Raw genomic sequence first — 12,058 nt, forward strand, 5'->3', positions numbered from 1 at the left:
GAATGATCAGTACAAGCAACATTTCGCTTCGCGTCGGCAAAAAGGCACTTTTTGAGGACGTCAACATCAAGTTTACGGAGGGCAACTGCTATGGCGTGATCGGCGCAAATGGTGCCGGAAAGTCGACTTTTCTCCGGATTTTGTCCGGACAGCTGGAACCGACCACCGGCGAGGTGATTATCACCCCCGGGCAGCGTCTCTCCTTCCTCCAGCAGGACCAGTTCAAATATGACGCCTACCCGGTCCTGGACACGGTCATCATGGGCAATAAGCGCCTCTATGACATCCGGAACGAGAAGGACGCCATCTATGCCAAGACGGATTTCACCGAGGAGGATGGGGTGAAGGCCGCCGAGCTGGAGGCGGAGTTCGCCCAGATGGACGGCTGGAACGCCGAGGCGGACGCGGAGAACCTGCTGAACGGCCTTGGCGTCGGGGAAGAGTTCCACCAGAAACAGATGAAGGAGCTGACCGGCCCGCTGAAGGTCAAGGTCCTCCTGGCGCAGGCCCTGTTCGGCAACCCGGACATCCTGCTGCTGGACGAGCCGACGAACCACCTGGATCTGGACGCGATTTCCTGGCTGGAGGAGTTCCTGATCAATTTTGAAAATACGGTCATCGTGGTCTCCCATGACCGGTATTTCCTGAACAAGGTCTGCACCCAGATCGCGGATATCGACTACGGGAAGATCCAGCTCTATGCCGGCAACTATGACTTCTGGGTGGAATCCAGCCAGCTGATGATCCGCCAGATGAAGGAAGCCAACAAGAAGAAGGAGGAGAAGATCAAGGAGCTGCAGGAATTTATCCGCCGCTTCTCGGCAAATGCCTCGAAGTCCAAGCAGGCGACCTCCCGAAAGAGGGCGCTGGAGAAGATCCAGCTGGATGAGCTGCGCCCGTCGAGCCGGAAATATCCGTACATCGATTTCCGCCCGGAGCGCGAGATCGGCAACGATGTCCTGACCGTGGAAAATCTGACGAAGACGGTGAACGGCCGCAAGGTTCTCGACCATATCTCGTTTACCCTGACCCGTGACAACAAGGCGGCGCTTGTCGGGCCGGACGAGCTCGCGAAGACGACGCTCTTCAAGATTCTCGCGGGAGAAATGGAGCCGGATGAGGGCAGCTATAAGTGGGGCCTGACGACGTCGCAGGCGTATTTCCCGAAGGATAACTCCGCGGAGTTTGACAGCGATGAGACGATCGCCGAGTGGCTGACGAAATACTCCCCGATCAAGGATGCCACCTATGTCCGCGGCTTCCTCGGCCGCATGCTGTTCGCCGGCGAGGACGGCGTCAAGCAGGTGAAGGTGCTCTCCGGAGGGGAGAGGGTCCGCTGCATGCTGTCGAAGATGATGATCTCCGGCGCCAACGTGCTGATGCTCGACGAGCCGACAGACCATCTGGACATGGAGTCGATCTCCGCCCTGAACACGGGTATGATCCGTTTCCCCGGCGTCATCATTTTCTCCTCGAGAGACCATCAGATCGTCGAGACGACAGCGAACCGCATCATGGAGTTCGTGAATGGAAAACTGATCGACAAGATCACAACCTATGATGATTATCTGGCCAGCGATGAGATGGCGAGAAAGAGACAGGTTTACACTGTCACGGAGGACGAGGAGGAGGACGACTGAGGCTGCCTCCGGCCTGCTTTCCGGAAGAACAGGGAAAACCCCGCCGCAGCATGAGTTCCTGTGCCGCAGCGGGGTTTTCTGCCGATATGTCGCTGGAAAATTTTTAGCGTTTGCGCGGATGCCTGGGCGCCCGGCCGGAACGGGTTCCGCCGTCAGGTAGCCTTCTCCCCGGTTGTCGGGGATTCCGGCTGCTCTGCCTCCTTCCGCCTGCTCCAGCGCATCTGTTCGCTGTACCAGAGATAGCGGGCAAAATCCGCAACTCTCCGCCGGTCCTGCTCGGTCATCTGCTCGATGCGGATGCAGAAATCATAGTAGGTGACCTCGCCGGCGAGCGGTTTGTCCGCCTGCGGGCATTCTGCCGGTCTGCCCCGCAGGGCCGGCGTCCTCCGGTCGGTGAGGCCGAGGAGATAATCTGTGCTCACGCCGTAGAGCGCGGCGAGGCGGATGATCATGTCCGAGGTGAGCGGCGACCGGCCGGTTTCCAGCCGGGAGTAAAACTGCTGGGAGGTGAACACCAGGGCGGCTACCTTTGCCTGATTCCAGCCGCGCTCATGGCGGAGATGCCGGAGCCGATCGCAAATCGCCTGCGTATTTGCCGGGTTCATGGTCACTACCTCCTGCCCTTCGTGCATTTTCTGGAAATGAACCCCGCATCGGGAGAGGCACAGCCTCACGGAATAGGGGGTCTCAACAGATATCTCAGTTTAACATAGGAAAATCGAGGCGCAGAAAAATACAACGATCTGGCGTACAGCCGGCGGCGCTTACAACGAATCAATGTAAAACCTGCCCGCAAACCTGCCTGCGAGCAGTCGTTTTGCGGGGGATCCAGCGCACATGGGTACTGTTCAGCCTCCGCATCTCGCGAAGTAAAGCTTCGCGGGATGTGGAGGGCCGAGCGCCTGCGGCGCTTGGCCACATGCATGGAGATACCCCGCAAACCTGCCTGCAAGCAGTCGTTTTGCGGGGTATCTCCATGCATGTGCTGAACAGAAGCAAAAAATTGTTTCACAAATATTCCGAAAATCGTTTAAGATAAGAGAGTGGAGGGATGTATGAAGAAATTTATTTCATGGAATGTGAATGGGCTGAGGGCCTGCATGCAGAAGGGTTTTGCGGAGACATTTGCCCGGCTGGACGCGGATATTTTCTGCATCCAGGAGAGCAAGCTGCAGGAGGGGCAGATTGATTTTGCTCCGGAAGGGTATCATGCCTACTGGAATTACGCGGAGCGGAAGGGATACTCGGGAGTGGCCCTCTTCACCAGGGAGGAACCGGTCTCGGTCAGATATGGCATGGGTGTGGAGGAACACGACCATGAGGGACGCCTCATCACCGCGGAGTACCCGGATTACTATTTTGTGACCTGCTATACCCCGAATTCCGGGGATGGGCTGAAACGGCTGGATTACCGGATGACCTGGGAGGATGCCTTCCTCCGGTACCTGAAGGAGCTCGAGAAGGAGAAGCCGGTCGTCTTCTGCGGGGATCTCAATGTCGCCCACGAGGAAATCGACCTCAAGAATCCGCGGACGAACCGCAAAAACGCCGGATTCACCGACGAGGAGCGGGCAAAATTCACCGGTCTTCTCTCTGCCGGCTTTATCGATACGTTCCGATACTTCTACCCGGATACGGCGGGCGCCTACTCCTGGTGGTCGTACCGGTTCCATGCGCGGGAAAAGAACGCGGGCTGGCGCATTGACTATTTCTGTGTCTCCGCGGCATTGAAGGACCGGCTCCAGGACGCGAAGATCCTGGCGGAGATCACCGGGTCGGACCACTGCCCGGTGGAGCTGGATTTCCGGGAAGGGGACTGACGGGGGGATGTCGTAACTGTCCGGAACCCCGCTTGTGCGAACAGTAACGGTATTTCCGGCAGGGCAGGAAGATTGCAGATTCTCCAGATTGCGGAGGTGGAGTGAATGACATTGACAGGAAGGGCTTCGGCAGACAGAAATTTCACTCAGGGGGTTACGGCGATTCCCGGCGGCGTGCATATCTGCGTGACGGTTCCGGGCAGGGCGGTCAGCCTCCTGCTCTACCGGAAGGGGGGCCGGGAACCGGAGGAAATCCCGTTTCCGGAGGAAAGCCGCATCGGGGACTGCCGGACCATGGATCTTCTCTGCGGAGATCTCGCGGCGTACACATATACTTTCCTGGTGGACGGAAAAGAAATCACGGATCCGTCCGGGCGCGATTTCGCGGATACCCAGCCATGGGGCGTCTATCGCGGGGAAATGCCCAGGCGGTGCCGCTTCCCCTCGGGGGATGACGGCTGGGGAAATGACCGCCATCCGGGGCATTCCTTCCGCGATACCGTGATCTACCGGCTGCATGTCCGCGGCTTCACCAAATCGGCAACCTCGGGCGCGGGAAAGGCCGCCGGCACTTTCCGCGCCGCGGCAGCCCGAATCCCCTATATCCGGGAACTCGGGGCGACGGCTGTCGAGCTGATGCCGGTTTACGATTTTCAGGAGGTGATGACACGCCGCGAGGAGAGGCCGCGCCATGCGGAAGAACCTGCTTCGGCGGATGGCAGTACTTCGGCGGGCGGAAGCGTCCAGCCGGGCGGCGCCGCTTCCGCGGACGCGCTCCGGGATGTGCCTACCGGGAAGATCAACTACTGGGGCTATACGCCGGACAGCCGGTATTTCGCGCCGAAGGCGGCGTATTCCGCGGGGGATGACCCCTGCCGGGAGTTCCGGGACATGGTCCGGGAATTTCACCGGAACGATATCGAGGTCTATGTGGAGCTGTATTTCCCCGCGGGGACGCCCGCACAGCGGATCCAGGAGGCGGCGAGGTTCTGGGTGTGGGAATATCATGTGGACGGCATCCGCCTGAACGGCAGTGCCAGCCCGGCGATTCTTCTGGACGACCCGATGCTCGCGGAGACAAAGATTTTCGCGGCAAGCTGGTTCGGGATGCTGCCCGCGGCGGAACCATTTGCCCGGAAAGAGAAAAAGAAAGTCCGCCTGGCGGAATATAACGACGGCTTTCTCGAGGATATGCGCTGTGTCCTCCGCGGGGACAGCGGCCGCCTGGGCAGCCTGGTCTTCCGGACAAAAAATAATCCCGCCGGCTGTGCGGAGATCAATTATCTCGCCAACACCAACGGGTTTACGATGATGGACATGGTTTCCTACAACGAGCGCCACAACGAGGCGAACGGCGAGGACAACCGGGACGGTATGCCGGACGACCGCTCTTGGAACTGCGGGGCGGAGGGGCGGACAAGGAGCGTGAAGATCCGGGAGCTCCGGTTCCGGCAGCTGAGAAACGCCTTCCTCCTGCTCCTTTTGAGCCAGGGGACGCCACTCATTCTCGCCGGGGACGAGTTCGGCAATTCCCAGCGGGGCAACAACAACGCGTACTGCCAGGATAACAGCGTCTCGTGGCTGGACTGGCGCGATCTTGAGAAGAATCAGGGCCTGTACAGCTTTGTCCGGAAGATGATCGCCTTCCGGAAGGCGCATCCGGTCTTCCATCTCCCGGAGGAGCCGAAGAACGTGGATTATCTGTCGAAGGGTTTTCCGGATGTCTCCTACCATGGGGAAAATGCCTGGCAGCCGGATTTCGGGGACAGCCGGCGCGCGCTGGGGATCCTCTACAACGGCGCCTACGGCATCCGGGAGGACGGCTCCCGGGATGATACGTTCTATGTGGCCTACAATATGCACTGGGATACCCGGGCGTTCTGGCTTCCCCGGGCGGAGCAGGGCTTTTGCTGGCGTATCGCGGTGACGACAGAGCTCCCGGATGACGAGGGGATCTTCGGGGAGGGCCGGGAAAGGACCCTCGAGGATCCGGCATGTCTCAGGGTGCCGGGCAGATGCATTGTCGTCCTGCGTGCCGTGCCTAGCGGGGAAGATTCCTCATGCCTCCCAGCGTCCGGAGGCGCCGCAGGGGAGGACGAGGCCGCTCGCGGTGACGGGGAGCCCGAGCTCGTCGGAGCGGACGCTGCCGCCGAACCTCGGGAGGACGGCGCTGGAGATCATGTAGGTTAAAACCGAGGGCGCGAGGCCGGTGGTGTAGGAATTGACGAGGAAAAACAGCGGGCGGCTGCTCAGGAGGTTCGCGCAGAGCTGGATGAAGGGGTAAATGTTCTCCTCGATTTTCCAGATTTCCCCCTTGGGTCCCCGGCCGTAGGACGGCGGATCCATGATGATGCCGTCGTAGTGATGGCCGCGGCGGATTTCCCGCTCTACAAATTTGGTACAGTCATCGACGATCCAGCGGACAGGTGCCTGCGCAAGGCCGGAGGAGGCGGCGTTCTCCTTCGCCCAGGTCACCATCCCCTTCGAGGCATCCACGTGGACTACGCTTGCGCCGGCCTTTGCCGCCGCGAGCGTGGCGCCGCCGGTGTAGGCGAAGAGGTTCAGCACCTGGACAGGGCGGCCGGCACGGCGGATTTTCTCGGAAAACCAGTCCCAGTTGGCCGCCTGCTCCGGAAAGAGGCCGGTGTGCTTGAAACTGAAAGGTTTCAGGTTGAAGGTAAGATCCCGGTAGCCGATGGTCCACTGCTCCGGCAGGCTGAAAAATTCCCACTCGCCGCCGCCGCGCGTGCTGCGGTGGTAGTGCGCATTCATTCTGCGCCATCCCCCGGCGCTTTTCGGCGTGCTCCAGATCACCTGGGGGTCAGGGCGGACAAGAAGGTATTTTCCCCAGCGCTCCAGCTTCTCCCCCTCGGAGCAGTCGATGACTTCGTAATCTTTCCACTGATCGGCAATCCACATAGATGATATTCTCCTCGCATGTGATGAACGGATAGGTACTTTTTCCGGAAGCGGGAGAGATCCCGCCGCTTTGGTATCATCATAAGGCCGATTGTAAGCATTTTGCAAGAAAATTGTGCCGCTTTCCGCATTGCGGGAGAAAGGCGGCGCTGATACAATAGCATTGAAATGATAGACTTTCATCGGAGGGAAGCTATGAAGAAGAGAATTCTGATCTGCGCCCTGGCTGCCGCGATTGCCGCGGGAGCTGCCATGACCTCCTTTGCGGGAGGGTGGCAGAAGTCCGGATCCGAGTGGACATATGTGGAAGACAGCGGGAAGACCGCCACGAATGTCTGGAAGAAGGGCGCCGACAATCAGTGGCGCTGGGTGAACAGCAGGGGTGTCATGGCGACAAATTCCTGGGCGGACGGCGAGTACTATGTGGACGGTGACGGAAAGATCATCACCTCCCAGTGGAAGAAGCTGAGCAAAAAGGACGGCAGCAGTTCCACGATGTACTGGTACTACTTCGGGAACAGCGGCAAATGCCTCTCGGACGGCTGGGCCAAGATTAACGGGAAGTATTACTACTTCAACGATGACGGCGAGATGCAGACCGGCTGGGTGGACAGCAGCAATTATTATATCGGGTCGGACGGGGCGATGAAGGTAGGCTGGGCTTACTGTGAGGATCCCGACAGGGACGACGATGACGACGACGGGCCGTATGTCGACAGCCCGAATGACGGTGAGGATTCTCACTGGTTTTACTTTGAATCCAGCGGAAAAAAATATGAGCCGGGAAGTACCTCCAATGGCTATGGCCTGAAGAAAATTGATGGGTACTACTACTGCTTTAACGAAGACGGCGAGATGCAGACCGGCTGGGTATATGTGAAAGACGCCGGAAACAGTTTCAAGAGTTACCGCTATTGCGGGGATGACGGGAAGGTAAAGACCAAATGGGCGATGCTGACCCCGCCGGATGGCGAGGATGACGACCTCGGCCTGGACTATGGAACTGATGAAGAATGGTATTACTTTGACAGCAAGGGTGTCCCGGAGGTTGGACCGGACACGGACAATGCCTCCACAAGCAACCTGAAGAAAATCAACGGCATTACCTATCTCTTTAATGAGAAGGGCAATCCGGTCTATGGGCTCCGGAAGCTCCAGATCGGCAAGACTGGCACCTACACGGCATATTTCTTCGGCGCCGATAAGGCGACCAGCTCGGTCCAGACTGGCACGGGCAATGTGGAAGAAGCCGATGGGTCGACGCATGAGTACTATTTCCAGACGAACAGCAGCACGAAGGGACGCGGCTTTACCGGTGTCCATGAGAACAAGCTCTATTATATGGGCAGGCTCCAGACCGCAGAGAATGACAGCTATCGGATTGTCGCGGTTGGCGGAAATCATTACATTGTCAACCGGTCCGGCAAGGTGCAGAAGAAGGATACGGTGAAGATCGGCGGCGTCAAGTATAAGACCAACAGCACTGGCGCCATCTACCAGGTGGACGGCGCAAGCGGGAACGGCGGCGACGCGGCGGAGGAACCGACGGAGCCGAATTTCTGGGAAGACTGAGACTGGCTGATTTTCCTGCGGATATTCCCGCAGGGGATGGACAGGAAAGAAAGATTCACATCTATATAGAAGGGACCCGGCCGGAAAGCCGGGTCCCTTCTTCACGGAGCGGTGCCCGGGAATGGCGTATTCCCTAGAAAAAATCAAATATCGGGCGAAAAAAGAACTTGCATTTGAAAAAACGCTGTGCTATGATAATCAGGCTGTGACATGATAGCTATGAAGCGTGAAGTTGCGGCCCTTTGCGGCCGGTTCTCCGTGGAGCGAATGTCAAGTTAGAAACTGGCGACAAGTCACTGTACAAAAACAGCAGAACCGGCGGGAGCCGGTAAGTTGGGATGTCTCGATGTCGGGACACGCCCGGGTATGTGTACAGTCACCGCTTGTCGTGCTTATTAGTACGAAAAGGAGGCGACTTTTTTTATGGCAAGTCAGGTTATGAGAATCACGTTAAAGGCTTATGATCATCAGCTGGTAGACCAGTCTGCGGCAAAGATCGTGGCGACCGTAAAGAAGAATGGATCAAGGGTGAGCGGACCGGTTCCGCTGCCGACCAAGAAAGAGGTTGTCACCATCCTCCGCGCGGTTCATAAGTACAAGGATTCCCGCGAGCAGTTCGAGCAGAGAACACACAAGAGACTGATCGACGTTATTGCTCCGAACCAGAAGACCATTGATGCGCTGCAGAGACTGGAAATGCCTGCAGGCGTTGCCATCAATGTCAAGATGAAGAACAACAAGTAAGAAACAGCAGACTCCGGCAGGGCTTGTCCCTGGTCTAGGATGAACACCGGTTTCGGTGCTCCGCTGTAGAAAAAACAGGAGGTCATTTTTCATGAAGAAAGGTATTTTGGCTACCAAAGTCGGAATGACACAGATCTTTAATGAAGACGGTGTGCTCGTTCCGGTAACTGTTCTTCAGGCTGGCCCGTGCGTGGTTACGCAGGTCAAGACTGAGGAGAATGACGGCTACAAGGCTGTCCAGGTCGCTTTCGCCGACAAGAGGGAAAAGCTTGTCAGCAAGCCGATCAAGGGCATCTTCGACAAGGCAGGCGTGAGCTACAAGAGATATATCCGCGAGTTCCGCTTTGAGGATGCCGAGAAGTATTCTGTAAAGGATGAGATCAAGGCTGATGTCTTCGCGGCAGGCGATAAGGTTGACGCGACAGCCATTTCCAAGGGCAAAGGCTTCCAGGGTGCGATCCGCAGATTCGGACAGCACAGAGGCCCCATGGCTCACGGTTCCAAATTCCATCGTCACCAGGGTTCCAATGGTTCCGCTACCACACCCGGACGCGTACCGAAGGGCAAGGGAATGCCGGGACATATGGGCAGCGTGAGAGTAACTGTTCAGAACCTCGAAGTGGTAAAGGTTGACGCAGAAAACAATCTGCTCCTGGTTAAGGGTTCCGTTCCGGGTCCGAGAAAGTCCCTGATCACGATCAGAGAGGCAGTCAAGTCTGCTAACTAAGACGAGGGGAAGGAAAGGAGGAACACTTTAGATGGCTAACGTATCTGTTTATAATATGGAAGGCGCGGAAGTCGGCACGATCGATCTGAACGATGCCGTATTCGGCGTAGAGGCCAATGAGCATCTGCTTCATATGGCTGTTGTTGCCCAGCTGGCAAATCGTCGCCAGGGCACACAGAAGGCAAAGACCCGTTCCGAAGTTTCCGGCGGCGGCAGAAAGCCGTGGAGACAGAAGGGCACCGGCCACGCGAGACAGGGTTCGATCCGTGCTCCGCAGTGGAAGGGCGGCGGCGTTGTATTCGCTCCGGTTCCGCGCGATTACACCATCCGCCTGAACAAGAAGGAGAAGAGAGCGGCTCTTCTGGGCGCGCTCAGCAGCAGGGTCAGCGAGAACAAGCTGGTCGTTGTGGACTCCCTCAAGTTTGATGAGATCAAGACCAAGAAGTTCGCCGAGGTCCTGAAGAACCTCAAGGTTGAGAAGGCGCTGGTCGTTCTCGATGACGAGTGCGATAAGACAGCGGTTTCCGCAAGAAACATTGCGGATGTCAAGACAGCAAAGGTAAATACCATCAATGTTTATGACATCCTCAAGTATGGCACCGTTGTTGCCACCAAGGCAGCGGTTGCTTCCATCGAGGAGGTGTATGCATAATGGCAAACATTCAGTATTATGATGTGATCATTAAGCCGGTTGTGACCGAGAAGAGCATGAGCGGCATGGCCGAGAAGAAGTACTGCTTCCTGGTTCATCCGGATGCTACCAAGCCGATGGTTAAGGCTGCCGTGGAGAAGATGTTCCCGGGCACCAAGGTTCAGAGCGTCAATACCATCAACCAGGACGGCAAGAACAAGAGAAGAGGCATGGTTACCGGCAAGACCGCGAAGACCAAGAAGGCCATCGTAAAGCTTACCGAGGACAGCAAGGAAATCGAGATTTTCCAGAGTCTGTAATTTCCGCCGGAAAGAAAACGTTTGAAAGGCAGCGGGATGAGTTTCCGGCAGAGCCATTTCAAACTCAGCATTATACGGTAGCCAGTCCGTGAGAAACGGGGCGCGGGTCACCGCGTTCACGAAAGGAGTTTGAGTCATGGGAATTAAAACATACAGCCCATATACACCGTCAAGAAGAAACATGACGGGATCGGATTTCTCCGAGATCACCAAGACCACCCCGGAGAAGTCGCTCGTTGTTTCTTTAAAGAAGAATGCAGGCCGCAACAACCAGGGCAAGATCACGGTAAGACACAGAGGCGGCGGCAACAGAAAGAAATACAGACTGATTGACTTCAAGAGAAACGCGAAGGACGGAATCCCGGCAAAGGTTGTTGCTGTGGAGTACGATCCGAACAGAACAGCAAACATTGCGCTGATCTGCTATGCGGATGGTGAGAAGAGCTACATCCTCGCTCCGCAGGGCATCACCGTCGGACAGGAGATTATGAGCGGCGCCCAGGCTGAGGCCAGAACCGGCAACTGCCTTCCGCTCGCGAACATCCCGGTCGGCGCGAATGTTCACAATATTGAGCTCGTTCCGGGCAGAGGCGGCCAGCTTGTCCGCTCCGCAGGAAATTCCGCTCAGCTTATGGCAAAGGAAGGCAAGTACGCCACCCTCAGGCTCCCGTCCGGTGAGATGAGAATGGTTCCGATCGACTGCCGCGCAACCATGGGTATCGTAGGCAACGGCGATCACAACCTGATCAACCTCGGCAAGGCAGGACGCACAAGACATATGGGAATCCGCCCGACGGTCCGCGGTTCTGTCATGAACCCGAATGACCATCCGCACGGCGGCGGCGAAGGCAAGGCTCCGGTAGGACGTCCGGGTCCGTGCACACCTTGGGGCAAGCCGGCTCTGGGTCTCAAGACCAGAAAGGCCAACAAGCACTCCAACAAGATGATTGTCAGAAGAAGAAACGGAAAGCTTTAATCCTGGGAGGTAAAGAATGGGTCGTTCAATTAAAAAAGGACCGTTTGCGGACGCTTCGCTGTTAAAGAAGATCGACGAAATGAACGCCGCCGGACAGAAACAGGTCATCAAGACCTGGTCCCGCCGTTCCACCATCTTCCCGCAGATGGTTGGTCATACAATTGCGGTTTACGATGGCAGAAAGCATGTTCCGGTATATGTTACTGAGGATATGGTTGGCCATAAGCTCGGTGAGTTCGTTGCCACAAGAACTTACCGCGGCCATGGCGCTGATGAGAAGAAGACTCGATAATACAGTTTTGAGAGGAGGTTTTTGAAATGGCTAAGGGACATAGATCTCAGGTCAAGAGAGAGAGAAACGCCCAGAAGGATACCAGACCGTCAGCAAAACTGTCTTACGCGAGAGTATCTGTTCAGAAGGCTTGCTTTGTACTGGATGCAATTCGTGGAAAGAGCGTCGAAGAGGCACTCGGAATTCTGACTTACAATCCCAGATATGCATCTTCCGTGATCAAGAAACTGGTGGAGTCCGCTGCTGCGAACGCTGAGAACAACAATCAGATGAACCGCAGCGGCCTGTATATTGCTGAGTGCTATGCAGGCCAGGGCCCGATCATGAAGCGCGTACATCCGAGAGCGCAGGGAAGGGCATACAGAATCCTGAAGAGAATGAGCAACATCACCGTTGTTCTCGATGAGAAGTAAAGGG

Annotated in this window: 12 protein-coding genes; 10 read left to right on the forward strand and 2 right to left on the reverse strand. The window is 56.9% G+C overall.

All coding sequences use genetic code 11. The features are described from left to right. The first annotated feature begins 2 nt into the window (after window positions 1-2). Window positions 3-1,640: an ABC-F family ATP-binding cassette domain-containing protein gene (locus ISF27_RS09515; protein WP_194611253.1), complete on the forward strand. Its 1,638-nt coding sequence runs from the start codon at window positions 3-5 to the stop codon at window positions 1,638-1,640. Between the two features lie 152 nt (window positions 1,641-1,792). On the opposite strand, the gene ISF27_RS09520 is transcribed toward ISF27_RS09515, so the two are convergent. After that, complete coding sequence (locus ISF27_RS09520; protein ID WP_194611254.1) at window positions 1,793-2,245, reverse strand: helix-turn-helix domain-containing protein; 453 nt, start codon at window positions 2,243-2,245, stop codon at window positions 1,793-1,795. 450 nt (window positions 2,246-2,695) lie between these two features. On the opposite strand from ISF27_RS09520, the gene ISF27_RS09525 reads away from it, so the two are divergent. Further along, window positions 2,696-3,460, forward strand: coding sequence for an exodeoxyribonuclease III (locus tag ISF27_RS09525; RefSeq protein WP_194611255.1), 765 nt, complete (start codon window positions 2,696-2,698; stop codon window positions 3,458-3,460). Between the two features lie 2,058 nt (window positions 3,461-5,518). On the opposite strand, the gene ISF27_RS09530 is transcribed toward ISF27_RS09525, so the two are convergent. Next, window positions 5,519-6,379, reverse strand: coding sequence for a class I SAM-dependent methyltransferase (locus ISF27_RS09530; protein ID WP_194611256.1), 861 nt, complete (start codon window positions 6,377-6,379; stop codon window positions 5,519-5,521). A 195-nt stretch (window positions 6,380-6,574) separates the two neighbouring features. Between ISF27_RS09530 and ISF27_RS09535 the strand changes: the two genes are divergently transcribed. The 8 genes from ISF27_RS09535 to rplV all read left to right on the forward strand — a co-directional run bounded on the left by ISF27_RS09535 (window position 6,575) and on the right by rplV (window position 12,054). Continuing rightward, a complete protein-coding gene (locus tag ISF27_RS09535) occupies window positions 6,575-7,951 on the forward strand; it encodes a cell wall-binding protein (protein ID WP_194611257.1) in 1,377 nt (458 codons plus the stop codon). 423 nt (window positions 7,952-8,374) lie between these two features. Beyond that, window positions 8,375-8,695, forward strand: a complete 321-nt coding sequence (rpsJ, locus tag ISF27_RS09540; RefSeq protein ID WP_194611258.1) for a 30S ribosomal protein S10 — start codon at window positions 8,375-8,377, stop codon at window positions 8,693-8,695. Between the two features lie 91 nt (window positions 8,696-8,786). After that, the gene (rplC, locus tag ISF27_RS09545; protein ID WP_194611259.1) at window positions 8,787-9,422 is read left to right on the forward strand and encodes a 50S ribosomal protein L3; all 636 of its coding nucleotides are present in this window, start codon (window positions 8,787-8,789) and stop codon (window positions 9,420-9,422) included. Window positions 9,423-9,453: 31 nt separating this feature from the next. Continuing rightward, on the forward strand, window positions 9,454-10,074 hold the full coding sequence (gene rplD, locus ISF27_RS09550; RefSeq protein WP_194611260.1) for a 50S ribosomal protein L4: 621 nt from the start codon (window positions 9,454-9,456) through the stop codon (window positions 10,072-10,074). Continuing rightward, window positions 10,074-10,373 carry a 50S ribosomal protein L23 gene (rplW, locus tag ISF27_RS09555; protein ID WP_194611261.1) on the forward strand — a complete coding sequence of 100 codons (300 nt, stop codon included), beginning with the start codon at window positions 10,074-10,076 and terminating at the stop codon, window positions 10,371-10,373. The genes rplD and rplW overlap by 1 nt, the downstream gene beginning before the upstream one ends. A gap of 136 nt (window positions 10,374-10,509) precedes the next feature. Then, entirely contained in the window at window positions 10,510-11,349 is an 840-nt protein-coding gene (rplB, locus tag ISF27_RS09560; RefSeq protein ID WP_194611262.1) for a 50S ribosomal protein L2, read from the forward strand. A 16-nt stretch (window positions 11,350-11,365) separates the two neighbouring features. Beyond that, complete coding sequence (rpsS, locus tag ISF27_RS09565) at window positions 11,366-11,641, forward strand: 30S ribosomal protein S19 (protein WP_194611263.1); 276 nt, start codon at window positions 11,366-11,368, stop codon at window positions 11,639-11,641. A gap of 26 nt (window positions 11,642-11,667) precedes the next feature. Continuing rightward, entirely contained in the window at window positions 11,668-12,054 is a 387-nt protein-coding gene (rplV, locus tag ISF27_RS09570; protein WP_194611264.1) for a 50S ribosomal protein L22, read from the forward strand. The last annotated feature ends 4 nt before the right edge of the window (window positions 12,055-12,058 follow it).

This window comes from Clostridium vitabionis, from assembly GCF_015351765.1.
Taxonomy (GTDB): domain Bacteria; phylum Bacillota; class Clostridia; order Lachnospirales; family Lachnospiraceae; genus Clostridium_R; species Clostridium_R vitabionis.